This is a genomic window from Streptomyces sp. NPDC005728 (assembly GCF_040630895.1).
Taxonomy (GTDB): domain Bacteria; phylum Actinomycetota; class Actinomycetes; order Streptomycetales; family Streptomycetaceae; genus Streptomyces.
Map to the genome: position 1 here is coordinate 62053 of NZ_JBEXYL010000021.1, position 21802 is coordinate 83854.

General features: G+C 69.8%; 22 protein-coding genes and 1 tRNA gene. 5 read left to right on the top strand and 18 right to left on the bottom strand.

Annotated features, from left to right (window positions below; translation table 11 throughout):
- The first annotated feature begins 31 nt into the window (after positions 1–31).
- Positions 32–1165, top strand: a complete 1134-nt coding sequence (locus ABZ471_RS16775) for a hypothetical protein (RefSeq protein WP_359067065.1) — start codon at positions 32–34, stop codon at positions 1163–1165.
- A 6-nt stretch (positions 1166–1171) separates the two neighbouring features.
- On the opposite strand, the gene ABZ471_RS16780 is transcribed toward ABZ471_RS16775, so the two are convergent.
- From ABZ471_RS16780 to ABZ471_RS16800, 5 genes are all read right to left on the bottom strand, one after another.
- Complete coding sequence (locus ABZ471_RS16780) at positions 1172–2887, bottom strand: relaxase/mobilization nuclease domain-containing protein (protein WP_359067067.1); 1716 nt, start codon at positions 2885–2887, stop codon at positions 1172–1174.
- Positions 2884–3669 carry a MobC family plasmid mobilization relaxosome protein gene (locus tag ABZ471_RS16785; RefSeq protein WP_359067069.1) on the bottom strand — a complete coding sequence of 262 codons (786 nt, stop codon included), beginning with the start codon at positions 3667–3669 and terminating at the stop codon, positions 2884–2886. Before ABZ471_RS16785 ends, ABZ471_RS16780 begins: the two co-directional genes overlap by 4 nt.
- Before the next feature lie 129 nt (positions 3670–3798).
- On the bottom strand, positions 3799–4725 hold the full coding sequence (locus tag ABZ471_RS16790) for a DUF2637 domain-containing protein (protein WP_359067071.1): 927 nt from the start codon (positions 4723–4725) through the stop codon (positions 3799–3801).
- Between the two features lie 427 nt (positions 4726–5152).
- Positions 5153–6466: a DUF3631 domain-containing protein gene (locus ABZ471_RS16795; RefSeq protein ID WP_359067073.1), complete on the bottom strand. Its 1314-nt coding sequence runs from the start codon at positions 6464–6466 to the stop codon at positions 5153–5155.
- A 232-nt stretch (positions 6467–6698) separates the two neighbouring features.
- Positions 6699–6929, bottom strand: coding sequence for a hypothetical protein (locus ABZ471_RS16800; RefSeq protein WP_351191296.1), 231 nt, complete (start codon positions 6927–6929; stop codon positions 6699–6701).
- Positions 6930–7023: 94 nt separating this feature from the next.
- On the opposite strand from ABZ471_RS16800, the gene ABZ471_RS16805 reads away from it, so the two are divergent.
- A complete protein-coding gene (locus ABZ471_RS16805; RefSeq protein WP_359067076.1) occupies positions 7024–7710 on the top strand; it encodes a helix-turn-helix transcriptional regulator in 687 nt (228 codons plus the stop codon).
- Complete coding sequence (locus ABZ471_RS16810; RefSeq protein ID WP_359067078.1) at positions 7707–9239, top strand: site-specific integrase; 1533 nt, start codon at positions 7707–7709, stop codon at positions 9237–9239. Before ABZ471_RS16805 ends, ABZ471_RS16810 begins: the two co-directional genes overlap by 4 nt.
- A 97-nt stretch (positions 9240–9336) precedes the next feature.
- Here ABZ471_RS16810 and ABZ471_RS16815 read toward each other — a convergent pair whose 3' ends face one another.
- From ABZ471_RS16815 to ABZ471_RS16835, 5 genes are all read right to left on the bottom strand, one after another.
- Positions 9337–9924 (bottom strand): hypothetical protein, encoded by a 588-nt coding sequence (locus tag ABZ471_RS16815; RefSeq protein WP_359067081.1) that lies wholly within the window; start codon positions 9922–9924, stop codon positions 9337–9339.
- 12 nt (positions 9925–9936) lie between these two features.
- Complete coding sequence (locus ABZ471_RS16820; protein WP_359067083.1) at positions 9937–10446, bottom strand: toll/interleukin-1 receptor domain-containing protein; 510 nt, start codon at positions 10444–10446, stop codon at positions 9937–9939.
- A gap of 403 nt (positions 10447–10849) precedes the next feature.
- Entirely contained in the window at positions 10850–11116 is a 267-nt protein-coding gene (locus tag ABZ471_RS16825) for a hypothetical protein (RefSeq protein ID WP_359067085.1), read from the bottom strand.
- A gap of 116 nt (positions 11117–11232) precedes the next feature.
- A tRNA-Lys gene (locus tag ABZ471_RS16830) sits at positions 11233–11305 on the bottom strand.
- Between the two features lie 87 nt (positions 11306–11392).
- A complete protein-coding gene (locus tag ABZ471_RS16835; protein ID WP_359067087.1) occupies positions 11393–12919 on the bottom strand; it encodes an amino acid permease in 1527 nt (508 codons plus the stop codon).
- Between the two features lie 252 nt (positions 12920–13171).
- Here ABZ471_RS16835 and glgA point away from each other — a divergent pair, with 252 nt between their 5' ends.
- A complete protein-coding gene (gene glgA / locus ABZ471_RS16840) occupies positions 13172–14350 on the top strand; it encodes a glycogen synthase (RefSeq protein ID WP_359067175.1) in 1179 nt (392 codons plus the stop codon).
- A complete protein-coding gene (locus ABZ471_RS16845) occupies positions 14347–15669 on the top strand; it encodes a cation:proton antiporter (protein WP_359067090.1) in 1323 nt (440 codons plus the stop codon). Before glgA ends, ABZ471_RS16845 begins: the two co-directional genes overlap by 4 nt.
- A gap of 117 nt (positions 15670–15786) precedes the next feature.
- Here ABZ471_RS16845 and ABZ471_RS16850 read toward each other — a convergent pair whose 3' ends face one another.
- The 8 genes from ABZ471_RS16850 to ABZ471_RS16885 all read right to left on the bottom strand — a co-directional run bounded on the left by ABZ471_RS16850 (position 15787) and on the right by ABZ471_RS16885 (position 21656).
- Positions 15787–16986, bottom strand: a complete 1200-nt coding sequence (locus ABZ471_RS16850; protein WP_359067093.1) for a low temperature requirement protein A — start codon at positions 16984–16986, stop codon at positions 15787–15789.
- Positions 16987–17024: 38 nt separating this feature from the next.
- Entirely contained in the window at positions 17025–17411 is a 387-nt protein-coding gene (locus tag ABZ471_RS16855) for a nuclear transport factor 2 family protein (protein WP_359067095.1), read from the bottom strand.
- A 41-nt stretch (positions 17412–17452) separates the two neighbouring features.
- Positions 17453–18058: a DJ-1/PfpI family protein gene (locus tag ABZ471_RS16860; RefSeq protein WP_359067097.1), complete on the bottom strand. Its 606-nt coding sequence runs from the start codon at positions 18056–18058 to the stop codon at positions 17453–17455.
- A gap of 4 nt (positions 18059–18062) precedes the next feature.
- Positions 18063–18488: an ester cyclase gene (locus ABZ471_RS16865; RefSeq protein WP_359067099.1), complete on the bottom strand. Its 426-nt coding sequence runs from the start codon at positions 18486–18488 to the stop codon at positions 18063–18065.
- 94 nt (positions 18489–18582) lie between these two features.
- Positions 18583–20091: a GMC family oxidoreductase N-terminal domain-containing protein gene (locus ABZ471_RS16870; RefSeq protein ID WP_359067101.1), complete on the bottom strand. Its 1509-nt coding sequence runs from the start codon at positions 20089–20091 to the stop codon at positions 18583–18585.
- 37 nt (positions 20092–20128) lie between these two features.
- A complete protein-coding gene (locus tag ABZ471_RS16875; RefSeq protein WP_359067103.1) occupies positions 20129–20602 on the bottom strand; it encodes a VOC family protein in 474 nt (157 codons plus the stop codon).
- Between the two features lie 22 nt (positions 20603–20624).
- Positions 20625–20918, bottom strand: coding sequence for a putative quinol monooxygenase (locus ABZ471_RS16880; RefSeq protein ID WP_359067106.1), 294 nt, complete (start codon positions 20916–20918; stop codon positions 20625–20627).
- Between the two features lie 30 nt (positions 20919–20948).
- On the bottom strand, positions 20949–21656 hold the full coding sequence (locus tag ABZ471_RS16885) for a DJ-1/PfpI family protein (RefSeq protein ID WP_359067108.1): 708 nt from the start codon (positions 21654–21656) through the stop codon (positions 20949–20951).
- Positions 21657–21802 lie beyond the last annotated feature (146 nt).

Here is a 21802-nt window from a genome sequence, read left to right on the forward strand (position 1 = left end):
CAGCATTCCTCACTCTCGACAAGGGGGATCCATGGACCCACACGGCTCCACAGCCCAGCGCTTCCCGCTCGTCGCCCGATTCCGACCCACCTGCCTGCCCCTGCCTGAACGAGTACGCGCACTCGTCGACCTGGCCGACACCGCGGTGAAAGAGACTGACCAGGGGCTCGCATCGGCCGTCTACAACCAGGCCGCGCTCATCGCCTCCGACCTCGACCTCCCCGACCTCGCCCACGAGATGTGCCACCAGCACGCCGCCGCCTACCTTCATGCCTGCCCCCTGCCCGGCATGAGCGCGATCCGAGGACTGGAACCGGTCGTCAACCTCGCTCGCCTCCAGATCCGCGCCGGTCACGCCGATGAGGGTCGGCAGCGACTCCTCAACCTGTACAAGGCCGTCGAGGCGGGCGCAGCCGCCCGGTTCGAGCACGTCACCGTACCCGCGAACCTCACTGAGACCGGCGAAGACCGCCAGGAGGTTCGCGCGTGGCTGTGGCGCGTCCTCCTCGCAGACGGCACGCGCACCCTCACCACCGAGGGACGATGGGCCGAAGCGCTGGCGCACATCGAGGCCCACCATGGCATCGGAAAGCGGATGCTCGACGGTCGGCAGGTCGCCGTCCTCGCCGCTCTCGTTGCGGGTGACACCGCGTGGGCCGCTGCCCTCCTTGCCGACACGATGCCCGGCGACCCATGGGAACAAGCCGTCACGACATGCCTGACCGTCCTATGCCGCCGCGACGCCGGGCAGCCGATCGACGGGCACCTGGCGGACCTGGTGACGGTCTACTCCGGACGGAAGACCGAACCCGGGATGATCGTCTTCGACACCCGGCTCGGACTTACGGTCCTCGACGCGATCGGTTCCGCCGAGGCGCTCACCGCGCACGGCATCGTCGAGGACCTCCACCGCAGGACGACGGACACCGAAGACGGCTATGCGGCCCGCGAGATCTTGGCTCACCCTCTGTACACCGAGATCGCCACGGACCGGCAAGTGCAGAACTGTCGCGCGCTGGTGCGCGCCTGCGCCCTCGGCTCAGGGGCCCTCCCGGACGAGCTGCGAGGAGAACTGACGGCGGCTCTGCGCGCCAGTGATCGCGTGATCCGGGAAAGCCTCGCACGTTCCTCCGATCCTGGAGGAACACAACCCTTGCGGCTCTGACGGTGTCTAACGGCGCCGGCGGTGCTGCTGTTCGGCGGGCGTCGTAGTCGTCGATGGAGTCTGACCATTTTGGATCTGCTGGACGCGGACCGAGGGTGTGATGGTCGAGCGTCGGCGGGCAGCTTCAGCGCGGCGGTTCGGGGCCGGGTTCCGGCCGGTGTGCTGGATACGGGTGATCAGCACTCGGGCCGGTTGGCGGGCGCTGGTCAACTCGCGCTGGGCAGCAGCCTCCTTGAGGAGCTGGTGGGGTTGGTGGCCGCGGGCTTCGGCGTCGGCGAGGACGGTGGCGAGCGCGGGCCAGGCCGGGTCGGCGAGGATGCGCTCGGCGTGGTCGGGGACGGCTGCTCGTACGTCGTTCGCGAGAACGCGGCGGGTTTGCTCCCTGGGCGGTCGGGCTGTGAGTTCGGCGAGTGTCGGGGTGAGGGCGCGGTCGGCGGCTGTCTGGAGGTGCTGGACGGCCTGGCGGGCGGCGTCGGTCTGGTGGGCGTGGTTCTTCGCTTCGTGCCAGCGCCTGGCGACGATGGTGGCCCAGACGAGGGCTGCGAGCAGGGCGGCCAGTGCGCTGCCGTCGGGGCCGGTGGCGGTGTGGACGATGTCGCGTGCCGCGCTGCGCAGCGCGTGGGCGGCTCGGTCTTCGGCTCGAATTTGGGAGCGCTGGGCTCGGGCGAATGCCTTGGCGGCGGCCTGGAGTTCGGTGCGCAGGTTGGCGGGTGCCTTCTGGGCGGTGGCTTCGAGCAGTTCACCGAGGGCGGTGATGTGGGCCTGGGCGTGGGTGTCGTCGGCGAGGTCAGTGTGGAGGGTGTCGAGGGCGTCGGTCGCCTGCTGCCAGGGGGTGCTGGGGTGGTTGCGGCGGGCGGTGGGGTGTTCCTCGGGCCGGCTGGATTCGAGGCGGGTCGTGATCTTGGGCAGGGAGAGGTCAGGGGAGATCTTGCTTCCGGGGTGGTAGATCTGCTCGCCGGCCTCGTTGAGGTCGCCGGGGCGTCCGGCGGCGTAGCCGAGGAGGTCGCCTGACGGGCCGCGGCGGACCTGGACCTCGACGCCGCTCGCTTCGAGGTAGGCGATGAATTCCTCGGCGTTGGTCGCATGCGGGATGGCGGCGCGGATGCGGTCCTGGAGCCACTCGCGGCTGGGCTGTTCCCAGCCGAGGCGTTCGGCCTTGTGCATCTCGGCCTGGGTGGGGCGGCGGGCGCCGGTGCGGTCACCCTTCTTCAACTGCCTGAGCCCGTAGTCCTTTTCGATCTCGCGGCAGGCGTCGCCGACGCGGATGCCGCTGTCGTGGAGTTTGGGGCGTCGGCCGTCTTCGCGAACGGTGGTCGCCAGGATGTGGATGTGGTCGTCGGCGTGACGCACGGCGATCCAGCGGCAGGCGAGGTCGTCACCGGCGGGGGCGATGCCAGCGGCCTGGACGATGCGCTGGGCGATCTCGCCCCACTCGGTGTCGGAGAGGTAGCGGTCCTCGGGGGCGGCGCGCACCGGGCAGTGCCAGACATGATCGGTGACCTTCCTGCCGAACTCGCTGTTGCGCAGCCGTACGGGCTCGTCGAGGTAGCGGGCGAGTTCGGTGAGGGTGGCGTTCTCGTCGCGGCCGGGGTCGGGCATGCCGAGCATCGCGAATCCGGCGACGATGTGCGGGTCGAGGTGCTCGTCGTGGTCTCCGGGGCCGTAGAGGTAGGCGAGCAGGCCGCGGGTGTTGGACCCGGCCGGTTTGATGGCGGCGATCACGCGGCTGCCTCCGTGTCCGGGTCGGTGGGCTGGCGCAGGGCCTCGGCGATCAGCTCCAGGAGTTGGCGGAGTTCGGTCAGATGCTGGCGGATGTCGGTTGGGGTGTGGTCGCTGTTGAGGGCGCGGGCGATCTGGTTGACGTTGACGCCGATCCGGTTGAGCTGGCGCAGGACCTGGGCGCGGAAGTGGTGGGTGCGGCGGCGGTCCTCGGACAGGGGCAGGTTGGCGGTGAACCGGCCGGTGATGAAGGCGACGACGACGTCGGCGGCGAAGCCGCCCTCGCCCTTGTAGCCGTGCTCGGCAGTGGCCTCCTGGAGGAGGGCGAGCTGATCGGTCGTGAAGCGCAGGGGGCCGACACGCTCCTTGCGTTTGTCTCCGGTGAAGCGGCGGATCGTGGGCTGGACGCTCTTCACGACGGGCTCACCGCCGACGCTCTCGGCGGTGTCGGTGCCACGTACGGGGCGCAGGGTCTCGCGCTGGACGGTGCGGAGCGTGTCCTCGTCGGGGCTGCCCTCGGTCCCGACGTCCTGGCCTGGCGCCCCCTGGCGCTGGGCCTCCTCCGCCACCCCCGGGGCGGAGACCCCCGAAGACCGGCTGTGAGTCGGACTCGGGGTACTACTGGCTCCGCCTGGGGCAGCCCGTCCGAACGCGCGGCGCCAACGGTCCATCAGCGTAGGGGACTTCGTCAGCGTCGGCAGCTCGTCGGGCGTGTCCTCGGGGTGGAGCGGGTCGTGCGTCATGGACGGTTCTCCGGAGAAGAGGTGGGAGGGCGTGCGGGTCACCGCAGAGATCAGATGGAGTTCGGGCGGCTGCCGCCTCGTCCACAGGTGTGGACGCTCGCGCGTTGCACGGGGCGGTGGCTGGCGGGCCGGGTGACCGGAAGGGTTCCGGTCACCCGGTGGCGGTTCCGGTCAGTCGCCGGGCCGGTCGGTCTCGGCTGGGGCTTCGGGTTCGGCCCGGAGGATGTCCATCACGTCGGTCAGCCGCTTGCTGCCGATCGTCAGCCCTTTGTCCTCAACTGCCGTTCGGACGACCGTCCGGGTGAGCTTGCCCTGCTCAGCGGCTGCAGCCCGGCCGATCTCCACGAGTACCTCAAGCGGGGCGCCGGGCGGACGCCCACCGCGCGGCTTGCCTGCTGCGGCATCGGCGGGCGATTCCGGCAGCTGGACGGATGCGGCGGTCGGCGGCTCGGTGGTCCGACCGGGCTGAACCAGTAGGCCGGCAGGCCGGACGCCCTCAGCCGGAACCTCGGCAGACGGGCCGACTGCGGTGGCCGGCCTGCCGGCCGGGTGGACGGATGGGGTGGCCGGTGGTTGCGGCACCTGCGCTGAATCGGGGGCCGAACGGTCGACAGCAGGCTGTGCGACGAGTTCGTGGATCTGCCGCATCAGCACGCCGAAGGCCACCATCGCGGCGGCCGGGGGAACCGCGGCGACCACGTAGTCGAGCAGCGGCACGCTGCCGACTTCGCGCGTGCCCGTCACCCCGGCCACGTTGAGCCCGATGGAGCCGACCGATCCGATGGCGGTGACGCTGATGGCCCATTTGTCGGTGACACGGCGCAGGCCCGCACGGAGCATGAGCAGCTCGCCCGCGACGATGAACGCGTCCAGCGTCGCGGGCCACGCCCATCGGCGGGTCGGCGAGTCGCGGAGCCCGTGCTGGGCAGCGACGTCCGCCAGGTGAGCGTAGGAGAGCCAGAACGCACCGGCGGTAAGGGCCACGATGACGACGCCGGCCGTGCGGAGCACGTACTGCTCCGCAGTCAGCTTCGTCTTCACCGGCTGCTCCAGGCCGGGCTGGTCGCCCCGCAGCGGGCGGTCTCGGCGACGGGACATGCGAGGGATCCTCAAGCGGGGTACTCCTGGGGGTAGTGGTGTGGTGCGTCTTTGCCGTCTTGGCCGTTGCAAGTGCAGGTCAGAGCAGGTACGGCAACCGCCTCGGCTCTCCGTCCTGGCGGGTGCCGCCGACGTCGTGTTCCGAGTCGGAACACGACGTCGGGGCGTCTGGCGGGCCCAGGGTGGGCCGTGTCCCGAGTCGGGACAGAGGCGTTACGCCTTCCATCCCGGTGGGCAGGGCTGTGACCTACGGTGATACGGCAGGACGGCGGGGGACGGCGCAAGACGGATGCGGGCACCGTCTTGGCGGCGGGTTGCGAATGGTGGAGCGCGGTGCCGTCTTGGCCCCGGTTCCCGTCTTGGCTGCATGCCCTTTGACCTGCGAGATCACGGCAGGGACGGCAGGTACGGCAACCGGGGGCGGGCCTCAGTCCTCGCCGTGAGTAGTGTCGGCGTCGACGGGGTGGACGGCGGGGCAGTACCGGCGCCAGGCATCGAGGAACTTGTTGCGCATGTAGCCCTTGCGCTGGGTCCGGTCGGCCATGCGCACGTTGCCGGACTTGATCTCGTACGCGCTGAGCATCCTGCCCAGTTCACGGGCGTTCAGCCCACCGCGTCCCCATTCCGCCCACGGGGCCTCGGGGTCCTGGCGCAGGTGATGGAGGAGTTCCTCGGTGGACAGGCTGTCCACCTCGCGCTGGGCGACGAAGACCCGGCGGATGTCGGCGAGGATACGGGCACCGCTGGGGTGGTCCTCCTCGGCCGCCTCTTCGGCGGCGACCATCCGCGCACAGGCGACCCGCGCCAGCCGGGGCCAACGCCCACCGGCCAGGTCGGCGACGATCACCAGAGGCTCCCAGGTGTCGGCGGCACGGTCCTCGACCGGCATGTCTGGCTCCAGGTTCGCGGCCTCATCCAGGAGCGGCTGGGCCCACGCATGGATGCGGTCGCGGAGCTCGTGCAAGGCCGGGATGTCGCGCCGCGACCGGAAGGGCTTGACCTTCTCGCCCTCGGCCCGGCGCCGCATGCGGATCACGATGGCCCGGTCCATGACCGTGTCGGGCAGGTCCCCGATCCCTGCGATGGCCGCCATGGCGAACGTCGCGAAGCGGTGCGGGGTGTGGTCGTTTCCGACGACCCGGGTGACGTACCGGTTGCGCTGGTGGCCAGCGTTGAGCAGACCACGCATCTCCTCGTTCTTCTCGGCCATCTTCGGGGTGCCGAAGATGGTGTCGGCCTCGTCCACCAGGAGTGTTGGCGGGTTCTCCTCGGTGATCGACCGGAAGATGGCCGCCGGTGTGGTGTTGATGGTGAGCATCGGTTCGTGGACCGTCTCGGTCAGCACGTCGAGGAGACGCGACTTGCCGCACCGCTTCGCCGGCCCCACCACCGCCAGGCGCGGTGCGTGCTGCCACGCGGGCTGTAGGTGCGTCGCCGCCACCCACAGGGTGATGGCGTCCAGGGCCTCCGGCGAGGGCGGGATCACGAACTGGGCGATCTGTGCACGCAGTTCATCCAGCAGCTTCGAGCCGTGGGTCGGCTCCGCATCGGGTATCTCCTCCAGGCCGCTCGGCGCCTCCGCCTCGTCGGCACTCCGGGCGTCCGCACCACCGCTGGGGCGAGGATCGGCGCCGTCAGCCTGCGCGGCGCGCAGGTGGGCGCCGGGTCGGCCGGGGATGGCCGCTGCGGGCCAGACAGCCTGGGCTGGGGCGGAATAGGGCTCGGGGTTCTCGGGTTGCACTCGGCAGCTCCTCGTCTGGCGGTGGCGGGCTCGCACGCCTTTGCCGCCGGGTTGGTTCTTCCAGGGCCGTTCGGGGTTGCTCGGGCCTCCGGCGTTGCACCGCCGGGGGCCCACCCCTTTCTCGCGGGCGCCAGGCCATCGCGAGGGAACACGGACCGTACGTCGACGCCCGGCAACAGTCCAGCGTTTCTGTGTCAGCTCAGCGCAGAACGGGCTGCTATGACTCCCGCTCTCACGCGGCCAAGCCCAGCAGAGCCAGCAGGTCGGCGGTCACCACCCGGTAGGCGTTGCCCAGCCGCAGCACCTTGCACGGGTACTGGCCGCGCTTCGCCAGCTCGTACCCCTTGCTCCGCCCGAGCCCCAGCGCACGATTACCCGTCTCCAGGTCAACGGCAGCGGGAAGCTCCAGCAGCTCCTCTCGACTCATGCCCTTCACTCGGCCGACGAGTTCGTTCTCGCGCATACGCACTCCATCCATGACTGAGCCCTCGGCGAACACGGCAATCGCGCTCGTCTCCAAGCCATGGAATCAACGTTAGGGAAGCTAATGTGTCCTCATGACACAACACGGTTGGGATGCTGGAGGGGACGAGGACGACGTCCCGGAGTGGGTGGACCAGGTGATGGCCACCGTGGCCGCCGAAGTCCGCAGACGAAGGAAGGAGCTAGGGATGAGCGCCCAGGACCTGGCGGACCGCTGTGAGGAGATCGGGCACCCGATCCCGCGCAACGTGATCGCCAACATGGAATCCGGCCGCCGAGCCAACCTGCCCCTGGTCGACGTCATCGTCCTCGCCGAAGCCCTGCGGACCTACCCGATCTGCCTCCTCTACCCCGTCGGCTACGTCGACCGAGTCCAACGCCTTCCCCTTCAGCACTCCGAACCGACCTGGGATGCCATGCGCTGGTTCACCGGTGACAGCGAGGACTTCGGCTTGGAAGACGACATGCTTCGTTCCTTCCGTGCCCACGTCCGCCACCAGCGCGCCGCCCTGACCGCCCTGAAGGGCGAGAAGCACGAGCGCTGGAAGGCCGAGACAGCGCCCAACCGGGCAGAACGCGAGGAAGCCGTACTCGCCCAAACCGACTATGCAGAAAGGGCGTTGGAAGCCAAGTACCGGCTCCGCAGCGCCCGTGCCTTCATCCGCGAAGACGGCGGCACCCCACCGCACCTGCCGCCGGAACTCGCTGACGTCGACCCACCTGAGACCGACCCCAGCACCACCGAGGAGAACGATCTTTGAAGGGTTCCACCCACCGCCGCTGCTACTGCCGCGACCCCCACACCGGTAAGCCGCTCGGCAAGAAGTGCCCCAAGCTCTCCAGCCGCAAGCACGGCTCGTACTCCATACGCCAGGAACTCCCGCCCCGCGAAGACGGAACCCGCCGCTCCTTCAGCCGCGCCGGCTACGAGTCCCTCAAGGACGCGCAGGCCGACCTTGACCACGTCCGCTCCCTACTCACCCTCGCGGAGAAGGACGACCCGGACAGCCTTCAGCGCCTCGTCGACATGCTGGAGGAGGTCGCGGTCGAGAAGGCCCCACTCCCGGCCATCGAGGAGACCCGACGCCGTCTGAGGGCGGGCCTGGCCCTCCGTGGCAGCCTCACCGTTGGCGAGTGGCTCGACCAGTGGTTCGCCGCGAAGAAGCGCCGCAAGACCACGCTCAACGGCTACGCCTCCCACATCCGCGTCCACCTGAAGCCGCGCATCGGCCACGTACGTCTCGACCGCCTCAACGTCGGCCACCTGGTGGAGATGTTCGACGGGATAGCCGACGACAACGAGGTCATCGCGGCCGAGAACGAGGCCCGCCGCGAACAGATCGCCCGCTGCAAGCCGAGTAAGCCCGGCCGCCCCGTAGGAGCCGAGCGAAAGCTACTCGCGGTCGAGCGCGCCAAGCTGGCAGAGATGAAGCCGTTCCGGAAGATCACAGGTCCGGCATCCCGTCAGGCGATCCGCCGCACCTTGCGCGCGGCCCTGAACTCCGCGATCGCCCAGCAGCTCATCACCTTCAACCCGGCGTCACACGTCGAGTTGGAGTCCGGCAAGCGCCCGAAGCCCCTTCTCTGGACCGATGAACGAGTCCGGCGCTGGCGCGAGACGGGTGAGATCCCCGGCCCCGTGATGGTGTGGACCCCGCAGCAGTTCGGCGCCTTTCTCGACGCAGCCGAGGGCGACCGCCTGTACGCGATCTTCCACCTCATGGGTACCCGCGGCCTCCGTCGCGGCGAGGCGGTCGGCCAGGACTGGCACGAGATCGACCTCGACGCCGGCCTCATCACGCCCGCCAAGGAGATCGTGGTGGACGGCTGGGACCCCTACGAATCGGAGCCGAAGACGGACGGTAGCGCGAACACGATCGCGCTCGACAGCACGACCATCTCCGAACTGCGCGACCACAAAGCCCGCCAGGAGAAGGAGCGAGCGGAGTGGGCCGAAGCCTGGCAGGACACCGGCAAGGTCTTCACGAAGGAAGACGGCTCGTGGCTCCACCCCGGGACGGTCTCCGAAACCTTCCGCCGCATCCTCGCCACGACCGATCTGCCACCCATCACCCTGCGGGACCTACGCCACGTCGCCGCGACGCTCACGCACGGAGGTGGAGGCGACATCCACGCCGTGAAAGAGACCCTGCGGCACTCCACCATCACACTGACCTCGGACACGTACACGAGCCTGCTCCCCGAGCTGGACCGTGAAATCGCCGAGAAGGCAGCGAAGCTGGTCCCCCGGTCACGTCCGGCAACCACGGATTCGTCTGCCACAGAGTGACTGAAGGCGCTAGTTCTGACCACGGTTGCCTAGGCAACTACGCCAGCCACAGGCCACCCGCTCCGTCGGTGGATTTGATTGCGGTCCGGGCCAGCTATTAGTAGGGCTCGTTGGGGAGTCGCCGGGCAAGTACCCACTCCTCGTCCCCGACACGACAGGTGATGACCAGTCGAACGGGGTGACCACGGTAGTCGTCCTGCCAGGTTTCCATCGTCTTACCCTCCATCCAGTGGCCGGGCCTGGTCCGCTCCATCTGGAACGGGTGGCCCCGCCCCACGCGCAGGGCGAACGAGCCGAGGGTACGACTGTGCTCGTCGGCTTCGTTCACGCGGGGCGTGAACCTGAATGGCCCCCAGACGTGGTTCGAGATGTCCTCCGCGGTCACTCTGCCAGGTGTCAGATTGCTGCGATTCCTGTCGTCATCATCGACACGAATGCTCACGAACTCGACCACCCCCAACTCGTCGGGGCCGGCCAGGTGCACGTTGAGCATGGAGTGGTCCTGGGACCGGTTATCCATGCTCAATTCCAGCTGGGGCCGTCGCTCTTCGTGTCGCCGATCCCGTTCGATGCGAGTCAACGTCTCCGCCGTGGCCGCAGACCGGCGGGCAGCCAGCCAGGCGCCGGCTGTCGCGATCGCGCCGAGCGCAGCAGTGGAAAAGGTGGCGATGTCTTCCCAGGGCACGCCGCCGAACGCCTAGTTCACTGCGAGCTGGTCGTCCTCAACGGAGACCAGTTCGGCGATCTTGGTGGCAACTACTGCCATCGAATCCTCCGCCGTGTCCAACCCGTTTCGGGATGCGAGCAGGGGGCTGATATTCCGGAGTTCGCCGTAGGTCGTCTCGTGCACGACAGGGAGCAGCAGGTCACGTTGAAGGAGCTCCGACAGTTCCTTGTCAGAGACGCCACCGCGCTCGAGGCGTGTCAGTAGCGCAGGGGTGACCAGGACGAGACCTGTACGCGACCTCGCCAGGCCCCTGTCGATTTCCCGCATGAACGGTAGGCCGAGCGCGATGTCCTTCTCGCTGAACCAGACGGATACGCCCTCTGCTTCCAGCAGGTCGCACAACTCCCTGGCGGCACCGCGTCGGTCATCCCATGCGTGGCAGAGGAAGACATCGCGAAGGTCTGGCTGTTGACGCGCACGCAACACGGCGGCGTCGCGAACAGGAGTCAGCCCCTTCACCTCGGCAGCCGTGTAAGTCACGGAGGAGGTGCTCGGTGACCAAGGCGCTCGCGTTCTGCCGCTACTGGAGCTGCCCCCACTGGTCGCGCCGCCCCCGCCACTGCTCCGCGACGTGTAAGCCGACGGCGGGTAGTAGGACGGGGACGGTGAGTACCTGTAGCCTCCGCCGCCGCACGCGGGGCACGCCGCACGTCCGCTGGCGGTCCGATGCCCCCGGCGTGGGGCTGTACATCGACTCATAACTACACGGTAGTCCCCGCGGCCCCGGGAGCCATCTCGTTTACGCATAAGCCCGGGGCCGCCGGCACATCCCAGCAGTTTGCGATTCCCCGGGGGGTAGAGACGATCAAGGCCGCTCACATGCACCGCAACTGTCTCTTGCCTGCGGCCGACGGACCTTGGTGTGGGGCGGCGACCTGTGCAGTCAGGCTGAATGGAATGGAGCAGGCCCCAGCCCCGAGCAGCCGCTCTCACCGGCACTGCCTCCGGTGGCCATGAACTCGCTCTCGCGGCCGTCGGGCATGCGCAGGATTCCAGGCGCCGCATCGAACAGGTCGACGCCCTCTTCGTCGTGCACGAGGGTGATGCTCCCCGCCCAGGTGCTGTGGCGGTCGTAGCTGAAGTTCTCCACCGTCGAGGGGTCCAGACGCAGTACGAGCGACGCGGTGACAGAGACCTCCTTCGCGGGCACATCCGCTCACGCATCGCTCACGCACGGGCCGGAAAACGAAGCAGCGCCCGACCCGACCGAAGCCGACTCAGGCGCTGCGTAGCAGGTCAGAGGGCATATCCCCCACCCGCCACCGGTAGGCCCTGTGGGACTCGAACCCACAACCAATGGATTAAAAGTCCACTGCTCTGCCAATTGAGCTAAGGGCCCGGGCGATGTTGCCTGTCTGAGCATAGCCGGACGAGGCCGTGTCTCCGATCGGGTATCGGGGACCCGGCCGCGTCGGAAGGGTGAAGGTTACTTGGCGACCGGCTCCGGGGCGGGGGTGGGGGCCTGGTTGAGGAACCAGTGGCGGGCCGAGGCCAGCCACCAGGTGGTGGCGAAGCCCAGGACGGCGAGGACGGCGATCGGGGCGTAGTTGAAGGTCTTCCAGGTGACCGGGGAGACCTGGGGAAGCATGAAGAGGACGGTGATCACCGCCACCCAGGTGACGGACACCAGGCCGATCGGGACCGACCAGCGGCCCAGGTGCCACGGGCCCCGTTCGAAGGCGTCGCCCTTGCGGACGCGGAGGAAGGTCGGGACGACGTAGGCGATGTAGAGGCCGATCACCGCGATCGACGTCACCGCCGCGTACGCCGTCGAGTTGATGAGGTAGGGGAGGCCGAGGGCGAGAGCGCCGAGGGCGGCCAGCCAGACCGCTGCGACGGGGGTGCGGGTGCGGGGGCTGACCGTGTGCCAGAGGCGCGAGAAGGGCAGCGCGCCGTCGCGGGAGAAGGCGTAGATCATGCGGCTGTTTGCGGTGACCGAGGCCATTCCGCAGAAGAGCTGGGCGCCTATCACGACCAGGAGGAGCAGTTTGCCTGTCGTTGCGCCCAGTGCGTCCAGGAGGATCTGGGCGGGGGGTGCGCCGGTCGGGGACGCCAGCTCCTTGTCGTACGACTGGATGGCGAAGGTGAAGCCCAGGAGGAGGACGAAGCCGGCTATCCAGGACGTCCAGATCGAGCGGACTATGCCCTTCGGGCCCGCCGTCGACGCGTCGTGGGTCTCCTCCGTCATGTGGGCCGAGGCGTCGTAGCCCGTGAAGGTGTACTGGGCCATCAGGAGACCCAGGAGGACCACGTAGAGGCCGCTGCCCCAGCCCGTGCTGTTCACGAACTCCGTGAAGACGAACGTCGCCGACTGGTGGTGGTCGGGGACGAAGGCCAGCGCGCCGACGATCACCGCGACACCGAGGACGTGCCACCACACGCTCACGCCGTTCAGGAACGCGACGATCCTGACGCCGAAGGTGTTCAGCAGGCCGTGCAGGACGAGGATCGCGGCGAACAGCAGCACCGTGCGGCCGGGGGTCACCTCGAAGTCGAACTGGAGGTTCAGGTAGGCGCCGAGGAAGGACGCCGCGCCGAAGTCGATGCCGGCCGTCACCGCCACCTGGCCCAGCACGTTGAACCAGCCCGTGAACCACGCCCAGGCCGCCGCCGAGCGCGGGGGCGCGAGGCGGTGGGCCCAGAAGTACAGGCCCGCCGAGGTGGGGTAGGCCGAGCAGATCTCGGCCATCGAGAGGCCCACGAACAGGGTCATCAGGCCGACCGCCACCCAGCCCCAGGTGATCACCGCGGGGCCGCCGGTGACCATGCCGAAGAGGTAGAGGGTGAGACAGCCGGACAGGACCGAGATGATCGTGAAGGAGACGGCGTAGTTCGAGAACGCCGACATACGGCGGGCGAGGACCTGGGTGTAGCCGAGCTGGGCCAGCCGTTCCTCGTCCGACAGCGGGGCCGCTTCGCTGCTCACTCTTGCGTCATGTGTGCCATCTGTCATGCACCCAGCAATTCCCTCCCTTGGGCGGTGACATGCGTCACACCCGTCTCGGCCTAGCGTGGATTCGGGGTCCGCGGTCCCCGCTCTCCCACCCCGTCGTCGCGGGGTCGCGGATTCCCTGGTCAGACCGGGCACAGACATGCCGCTCCCCGCACCCCACCCCCCGCCTCCCCCGCCGGGGTCCGGGCTCCGGCATGCACGGAAACCGCCGCTCGCGGCCGTAGACGTCAGGAAGTACGGATGAACACACGCGTGGATCTGCTCACCAAGGAATTCCCGCCCGCCGTCTACGGCGGCGCCGGCGTGCACGTCACGGAACTGGCCCGGCAGCTGCGCACCCTGGTGGACCTGCGAGTGCGCTGCTTCGGCGAACCGCGCCCGGAGCCGGGGGTGTCCGCCTACCGGGAGCCGCGTCTGGCGGACGGCGCCAACCCCGTGCTGCGCACCCTCGCCACGAACGTCGAGATGGGCGCCGGATGCGAGGGCGCGGACCTGGTGCACAGCCACACCTGGTACGCCAACTCCGCGGGCCATCTGGCCCGGACGCTGTACGGCATCCCGCACGTGGTGACCACGCACAGCCTGGAGCCCCTGCGGCCGTGGAAGGCGGAGCAGCTGGGCGGCGGCTACCGGCTCTCCTCACTGGTGGAACGCACCGCCGTCAGGGCGGCGGACGCGGTGATCGCCGTGTCGCACGGCATGCGCGAGGACGTCCTGCGTGTCTATCCGGACGTCGACCCGGAGCGGGTGCACGTCGTGCACAACGGCATCGACACCGAGGTGCACCGGCCCGATCCCGGTACGGCCGCGCTGGAGCGGTACGGCATCGACCCGGACCGCCCGCTCGTGCTGTTCGTGGGGCGGGTGACCCGGCAGAAGGGGCTGCCCCATCTGCTGCGGGCCGCCTTCGAGATGGACCCGGCGGCGCAGCTGGTGCTGTGCTGCGGCCAACCGGACACCCCCGAGATCGCGGCGGAGACGGCCGCGCTGGTCGACGAGCTGCGCCGGGCCAGAGGAGGTGTCGTCCGCATCGACGGGATGCTGGACACCACCTCGTTGCGCCAACTGCTCACCCACGCCTCCGTGTTCGTCTGCCCTTCGCTGTACGAGCCGATGGGCATCGTCAACCTGGAGGCGATGGCCTGCGGCACTGCCGTGGTCGCCACCGCCACCGGGGGGATCCCCGAGGTGGTGGCCGACGGGGTGACCGGGCTGCTGGTGCCGGTGGAGCAGGAGCAGGACGGCACGGGCACCCCGCTGGATCCCAAGCGCTTCGCCTCCGACCTCGCCGCGGCCGTCGACCAGCTGCTCGCGCAGCCGGAGCGGGCCCGTGCGATGGGTGAGGCGGGGCGGGAGCGGGCCCGGGACCGGTTCTCCTGGCGGGCTGCGGCCGAGCGGGTGCTGGACGTCTACCGCGGCGTCCTGGCGTGACGAGCGGCGCCACGGCGGCCACGGGCCCGCTGGATCCGACGGCGGCCTTCCTGCTCGGCCTCGCCGGCCTGCTGTTCCTGACGTACGGCGCCGGGCGGGTGGCCCGTGCGCTCGGCCAGCCCCCGGTCGTCGCCGAGCTGGCCGTCGGCATCCTGGCCGGGCCCTCCCTGCTGGGCGCGCTCGCCCCGGGAGCGCACCATCTCCTCTTCGGCCCCCGGACCCTGCCCGCCCTGGACGCCCTGGCCCAACTCGGGGTCACGCTGTACGCGTTGGGCATGGGGCGGCGGCTGGCCGGGGACGGGGGCCGGTCCGGTGGGGAGGGGCCGGGGGGCGGGACCGTCGCAGCCGTCGGGGCCGTGTCGTTCGGGGTGCCCATGGTGGTCGGGGCGCTGCTCGCCCTGGGGCCCGCGCGTCGCTTCGCCGGGGCGCACAGCAGCCCCTCCGGGTACGCCCTCTTCCTCGGCTGTGCCCTGAGTGTCACGGCGTTGCCGGTGCTCGCGCGGCTCCTGGAGAGCGCGGGGCTCACCGGGGCCCGGGTGGGGCGGCTGAGCCTGGGGGCGGCGGCCGCGGGCGACGCGGCGGCGTGGTGCGTGCTGACCGCGGCGCTGGCGGCCTCCTCCGGTGCCGTACGGGCCGACCGGCTGCTGCCCGCGGGCTGCGGTCTCGCCGTCGTCGCGGTGCTGCTGTGGCTGAGCCGGGCCCGTCGCATGCGCCGGTCGCCGCAGGCCGGGCTCACCCTCCTGGCGGCCGGCGGGGTGCTGGCCGGCGGGGTCTCCGCCGCGCTCGGGCTGCACCAGCTGTGCGGTGCCCTGCTCTTCGGCTTCCTGCACGGCAGACTGCGGCCCGGCCCCGAGCCCGCGGTCGACATGCTGGAGCAGGTGGCCGGTGCCCTGCTCCTGCCCTGCTTCTTCCTCGGGTACGGGCAGCGGCTCGACCTGGGCGCGTTCGACTGGAGCGGGTCGACGCTCGCGGTCATCGGTGCCGTGGTCGTCGTGGCGTGCGGGGTGAAGGCGGTCGGCTGTGCCGCCGTGGCCGCGGCGCGGGGCCTGCCCGCCGCGGAGTGGCTGCGCCTCGCGCTGCTGATGAACTCCCGCGGGCTGACCGAGCTGGTGGTGCTCTCCGTGGGCTACCAGGCCGGCCTGATCGACCGCACCCTGCTGCTCGCCCTCACCCTGATGGCACTGGCCACCACGGCCCTGGTGGGCCCCGGCCTGGCACTCCTGGACCGGGTGCGCCCGCTGCCCGGGGAGCGGGCCACGGCCGGGGGCGGTGCCGTCGACGCGGTGGAGGCCCGGGAGCCGACCCGGTTGGCCGGCTGACGCGTTCGGCACAGCCTCAGGCACCAACCCCTTTGGCCCGTCGACGAGTTCAGCCCGAGGAGGCGGGGCCGGCCGGTGGCCGGGCCCTTCTCCTCGGGCTGTCGTCGTGTGCCGTCCTCAGACGTCGTGCAGGGTGTGGGGGACCGCTGGGGCCTGGGTCTCGATCAGGATCTGGCAGGACAGGCCGACCACCAGCACCGCCTCCAGGAGCAGGACGGGCAGGTCGCCGCCGGCCACGCCGAAGAGGGCGAACGCCGCTGCCAGGCCGAGCCGTGACCAGGCCCGCAGGTCGCCCCGCAGGCCCACGTTGAGCAGGTGGATGCCGCCCACCCCGAGCAGGAACGCGGCCATGCCGAAGCACAGCACCGGACCGCCGGCCAGCGCCGCGTGTCCGCGACCGCCGGCGTTGGCCGCCTCTGCGGCGAGCAGTCCGCCGACACCGGTCACGGTGATGCCGCCGTGCACGAAGAGGTGGCCGTAGACGTACGCCTGCCCGGTCAGCCGCCACTTGCGCAGCGGTGAGGCGTCGACGTGGTCGAAGACCAGCCACCACTGGCAGGCGGCGATCAGGAAGGATCCCGCCACCACGGCCAGCGTCTCGGTCCGCAGCCCGCTGGCGGCGATGCCGATCGCGTTGAGGGCGACGACCTCCCCCAGCACGATGATGGTGAACAGGCCGAACCGCTCCGGGATGTGGGAGGCGTTGAACGGCACCCGCGCGACCGCCGAGGCGGACAGGATCGGGGTGAGCAGCTCGGCCAGCAGGCCCGCGGTCCACAGCGCGTAGCAGGAGGGCGCCGGCAGCAGGGCCGACACTCCCCAGACGGCGGCGCCGAGCCCGTAGCCCTGCAGGAAGCGCCGGGTCAGGGCCCGGGCCCGGGGCACGTGGTAGTGGGCCCGCAGGTAGAGGCCGAGCAGGATCAGACGTACGACGAAGTAGCCCAGGGCGAACCGTTTCGCCCCGGCGGTGCCCGTGAAGGCCTGGGGTACGGCCACCGACACGAAGAGGACCGACATCATCGCGATGATCATGATGAGCCGGTAGATCCGGTCGTCGTTGTCGAAGCGGTCGGCGTAGAAGGTGTAGCCGACCCACGTCCACCAGATCGGGACGAACAGCGCCCCGAAGCGCAGCACGCCCGCCCAGGTCGGGGCATGCAGCAGGACCTCGGTCAGCTCCGCGACGGCCACCACGAAGACCAGGTCGAAGAACAGCTCCAGGGGCGAGGCGGCCCGGTGGTGCCCCTCTTCGGGCACCCTGAGCCGCACCCGCCCCCGGTGCAGGCGCACCTTGCCGGTGTACGTGCCGCGCGCCACGCCCGCCTCCGGCGCGCCCAGGACCCCCCGCACTCCGATCAGCCCTCGGCGACCTGGGTGTGGGCGTCGTCGTGGTAGCCCTTGATCTCGGTGATCAGGCCGTCGTCACCGACCCGGAAGGTGTCGATGCCGCGGTCCTCGACGATGCCGCCGTCCTTCTTGTGGGCGGTGATGTGGAAGGTGAACGCGGCCTCGTCCCCGGTGATCACCAGGTCGGTGACACGGAACTCGACGCGGTCGATCACCTCGAAGACGCCGTCGAAGAAGGCGGTCACCGCCGCCCGGCCGCGGTTGGCGGGCCCGCCGACCGGCTCGTACTGGACCACGTCCGCGGCGAGCAGGGCGGCGAACCGCTCCCGGTCCCGCTTCGCGAAACTCTCCGCGTACCCCTCGACGGCGGCGCGGATCTGCTGCTGCTCTGGCATGACACTTCTCCGTACGTAGAGATGAAGTGGTGCGACGGGGCTCAGGCTGCCGCCTCGATCTCGCGGACGAAGGCGGCCATGAACTCCCCGGTCACCTGCGGGTGCTTGGCCGTGATCAGGTCGCCGTCGATCACCAGGTCCGCGGTGCCGTTGCCCGCGTAGACGATCTCGGCGCCGGCGTTCTCCACATCGCAGACGATGTTGTGGGCGCAGGTCACCCTGCGGCCCTCCAGCAGGGCGCGGTCGGCACACAGCAGCCACAGGGAGTGGCAGATGGTGCCGACCTTGAACCCGGGAGCGGCCATCGCGGCGCGCAGGAACTCCACGGCAGGCGCCTTGTTACGGCTGCCCGGGCCCGGCACCTCGACCTGGTAGCGCAGCCGGTCCATGGCGTACGCGCCGATCAGGACCACGCCCGCGTAGTCGGCCAGGTCGAGCGAGCCCACCTCGACGGTGACGGTGACGTGCTCCTCGACGTAGCCGTGGTCGGGGTTGCTGCCGAACGTCAGCGAGGGCTGGCCCCACAGGTGGGAGACGTAGTCGACGGCGTACCCCTGGGCGGGGAAGTACGCGTTGAAGTCACGGAACTCGGACGGGTCGAAGTGCTCCTCGATCAGGACCGCGATCCGGCCCTTGGCCGCCGGCACCGGCTCACGCTCCCAGGCCGAGCGGGCCGAGCAGCTGGCGCGGGTCGAAGAAGGCGTGGACCTCCTTGATGCGCCCCTCCTCGATCCGGAAGATGTTCGCACCGCGGACCGTGATGTGCTCGCCGGTGGGCGCCGCGCCCATGAAAACACCGTCGTGGGTGCCGGTGATGGTGAAGGACGCGGCGACCTTGTCCCCCTGCTCCAGCAGCTCGTCGATGGTGAAGACACGGTCCGGGAAACCGCCGTACCAGCGCAGCGCGAACTCCTTGTACGCCGGCAGGCCGTGGATGCCGTCCGGGGAGATCGGGTTGTCGAACACCACGTCGGGGGCGAGGATCTCGTCCGCGATCTTCAGGTCGCCGGGAGCGGTCAGGAACTGCTCGTAGTACGTCCGGACGAGCTTGGAGCCCTCGTCGGAAATCTCGGCCATGGTCAACTCCTTTGGCTTCATGGGGTTACCGGGCCCGGACCGCTCGGGACTGCGCCGGCGGTCCGGACCCGTGCCGGGTGGCTCCGGCGTGCGCTCAGGCGTCCGCGAGGAACCGCTCGGCGGCGCGCTCGCCGATGACGTAGCAGGTCAGGTTGGGGTTGGCGCTGACGTGCGTGGGCATCACGGAGGCGTCGACCACGCTCAGGTTCTCGATGCCGTGCACCCGCAGCCGCTGGTCCACGACCGCGCTCTCGTCGCTGCTCGGGCCCATCTTCGTGGTGCCGACCGGGTGCCACAGGGTGGCGGAGTTCTCCCGGATGTACTGGAGCAGCTGGGTGTCGTCGTCGACCTGGCGCTGCGTCAGCTTGTCCGACAGGCCGCTGGAGAGGTCCCGGATCTGCTTGGAGTTGGCGATGTCCCAGGCCTGCCGGACCCCGTCCAGGGCGATCTTGCGGTCGGCGTCGGTGCCGTAGGAGTTGAGGAAGATGTCCGGCTGGACGGTGGGGTCGGCGCTGGAGAGCGAGACCCGGCCGCGGCACTCCGGCTTCTGCAGCACGCTCATCACGCTGATCGGCCGGTGGGTGACCGCGACGTAGCGGCTGACGAAGTACATCTGCATGTCGTTGAAGTTCTGCGAGCCGGGGTTGGTGTAGCGGACCAGGACCTGCACGTCCGGGTCGTCCGGGTCGGTGACGCCCTCCTTGGGCAGCAGGCCCACCGTGATCTGCTGGTGCTCGATCAGGTTCTCGCCCACGTTCGGCTGGTCGAGGACGACCTCTATGCCGAGGGCACGCAGCTGCTCCTTCGGGCCGACGCCCGAACGCAGCAGGATCGCGGGCGAGTTGAGTGCGCCGGCGGAGAGGGTGACCTGGTCGGCGTAGACCTTCTCCAGCCGGCCGCCGGTCTCCACCTCGACGCCGACCGCCCTGGTGCCCTCGAAGAGCACCCGGTGCACGGTCGCGCCCGAGCGGACGGTGAGGTTCTTCCGCCTGCGGGCCTCGGTGAGGTAGGCGATCGCGGTGGAGACGCGCAGGTCGCCGCGGCGGTTCATGGGGATCATGCCGACGCCGGTGGACTCCGGGTCGTTGTGGTCCTCGACGTAGCCGAAGCCCTGGTCGATGCAGGCCTCCAGGTAGGCCGCCTGGAACGGGACCAGCTGGTCCCGGGTGTGCCGGACGATCGGGGTGGGGCCGCCCTTGCCGTGGAACGGCCCGCCGAAGTCCTGGTCGTCCTCGATCCGGCGGAAGTACGGAAGGAGCTCGCTCCACGACCACGAGTCGTTGCCCAGCTGGGCCCACTCGTCGTAGTCCGCCGGGATGCCGCGCAGCGCGATGGCACCGTTGACGGCCGAGCAGCCGCCGGCCACCTTGCCCCGGGCGTACGTCAGCGAGCGGCCCGGCACGGCCTCGGCCGAGTAGCCCCAGTCGTGCTCCTCCACGGACACGGTCCGGGCGTTCGTGATGTCGCCGGGGATCTGGGCGACGTCCGCCCAGTCGGGTCCGGCTTCCAGGAGCAGGACGCTGACGTCGGCGTTCTCGGTGAGTCGGCTGGCGAGCACGGCACCCGAGGAGCCCGCGCCGACGACTATGTGGTCATACTTCATGGGTTCTCCCTCTCAGAACCGCTACCGGGGTCCGGGTTCACAGACCCGGGAACTCATCGGTCTCGATCCAGGTCTCGATGGCCTGCTTCTCCGCGAGATCGACGTACTCGTACCGGACTCCCAGGGCATCGGGCTCCGTGATGATCCAGCCCGGAGTGGCGCCCTCAGCGCTCCGGGACGCCGCTTCGACACCGATCCCCTCGGCCTGGAGCGCCTTGAGGCGGCCGTCCATGTCCGCCTCCCAGAGCCCCAGATAGAGAATCCGGCCCTCCTTGGCGGAGGAGAAGATTCCCTCGTCCCCGTCGGACTCGATCAACTCGTAGTACGGCGGGCCCTGTTTCGAGAAGGCCACATGCACGACCTGCTCGTGCGGGTGCGGATCCTCGAGCCGCGGATTTGTCACATGCGCGGGCTTGGTGAAATCGAGCCCGTGCATCCGCGAGTAGTACTCGATCGCCTTCTCCAGATCGGGTACGACAATTCCGATGTGGAAGTAGGGCTGCTCGCTCATGTCCGCTCCCTGAATTTCCCGTTCACTGATCGACCGGGTCGTACGCGTCGAGCTGCGGCGGCTGCGCGAGGTACGTCAGCATCTCCGGGACGATTTCCTTGAGGTATTCCTTGGCGCTGTGCTCGGCCAGTGCCGCGTCGTCCACGTACTGCTCGACGACCAGATACCGGCGGGGCGTGGTCCGGTGGCGTACGAACTCGAACACCGGGGTACCGGGCTCGTTCTCCCTGACCCGCTTCACCAGGAGCTTCAGCACCTTCTCGAAGGGCTCTTCACTGCCCTCTGCGACGTCCAGGACGGTGGTGCACGTGATCACTGGTCCTCCAGTCTGCTCGGCCGGCGGGGGTCAGTGCAGCGGCGGCAGCAGGATGTCCGCGGTCTCGTCCTGGATCTTGGCCTCGGCCTCGGGGTATCCGAACAGCTCGGTGCCCACCGGGCCGAACAGGGCGTGTCCCTCGGCGGCACGGGTGTCGAACCACATCGACATCTCCCGGCCGACCTCGTCGCCGAACAGGTGGTTGACCATCGCGAGGGTGCCGGCGTTGATCGACGCGGCACCGGCGGTGGTCCAGATGCGGTCCTCGGGAGCGCCGAGCCACATACGGCGCGGCTCCACGACGTTGGCGCCCTCTTCCTTGAGCCGCCGGGAGATGGGCGGGCTGCAGGTCACCGGGGTCTTGCCGAGGATGCCGGCGCGCTGCAGGATGCCGACGCCGACGCAGTTGGCGCCGATGAACCTGCCGTTGACGTGGTGGTGCCGGATCGTGTCGAGGATCCGCTCGTTCTTGGTGGCGACACCGGAGCCGCGACCGCCGGGGATGTAGAGCACGTCGTAGAGGTCGTCGTCCTGGAGCACCGCGTGCGGCTCGACCTTCGCGCCCATCTGCATGGTGACCGGGCCCTCTTCCAGGGCCACCAGCTTGACCTCGATGTCCTCGCCGGTCGTTTCCTTCAGATAGACCGCGACACCGATCAGGATCTCCCAGGGAATGATGGTGTCCGACTCGCTGCAGCGGTCGTACGCGAGCACCGCGATACTCTTGATCTCAGTCATGGAATCCTTCTCCGCTCCACTCCGGATTACCGGACCGCGGCATTCGCCCCGTGCTCGGGCACTGCGCGGAATTACCGGTCTCTGGTGGCGAAGCTAGCGCGGCCCGGAATATCCTCAGAGCCTCCCGCGACTACTTCCTGAACTCG

What these genes read in the sequence shown, in the direction of transcription:
- ABZ471_RS16775 (WP_359067065.1), top strand. Translation starts at nt 32, where the DNA reads ATGGACCCACACGGCTCCACAGCCCAGCGCTTCCCGCTCGTCGCCCGA.
- ABZ471_RS16790 (WP_359067071.1), bottom strand. Translation starts at nt 4,725, where the DNA reads ATGTCCCGTCGCCGAGACCGCCCGCTGCGGGGCGACCAGCCCGGCCTG.
- ABZ471_RS16800 (WP_351191296.1), bottom strand. Translation starts at nt 6,929, where the DNA reads ATGCGCGAGAACGAACTCGTCGGCCGAGTGAAGGGCATGAGTCGAGAG.
- ABZ471_RS16805 (WP_359067076.1), top strand. Translation starts at nt 7,024, where the DNA reads ATGACACAACACGGTTGGGATGCTGGAGGGGACGAGGACGACGTCCCG.
- ABZ471_RS16835 (WP_359067087.1), bottom strand. Translation starts at nt 12,919, where the DNA reads ATGACAGATGGCACACATGACGCAAGAGTGAGCAGCGAAGCGGCCCCG.
- ABZ471_RS16855 (WP_359067095.1), bottom strand. Translation starts at nt 17,411, where the DNA reads ATGCCAGAGCAGCAGCAGATCCGCGCCGCCGTCGAGGGGTACGCGGAG.
- ABZ471_RS16865 (WP_359067099.1), bottom strand. Translation starts at nt 18,488, where the DNA reads ATGGCCGAGATTTCCGACGAGGGCTCCAAGCTCGTCCGGACGTACTAC.
- ABZ471_RS16870 (WP_359067101.1), bottom strand. Translation starts at nt 20,091, where the DNA reads ATGAAGTATGACCACATAGTCGTCGGCGCGGGCTCCTCGGGTGCCGTG.
- ABZ471_RS16875 (WP_359067103.1), bottom strand. Translation starts at nt 20,602, where the DNA reads ATGAGCGAGCAGCCCTACTTCCACATCGGAATTGTCGTACCCGATCTG.
- ABZ471_RS16885 (WP_359067108.1), bottom strand. Translation starts at nt 21,656, where the DNA reads ATGACTGAGATCAAGAGTATCGCGGTGCTCGCGTACGACCGCTGCAGC.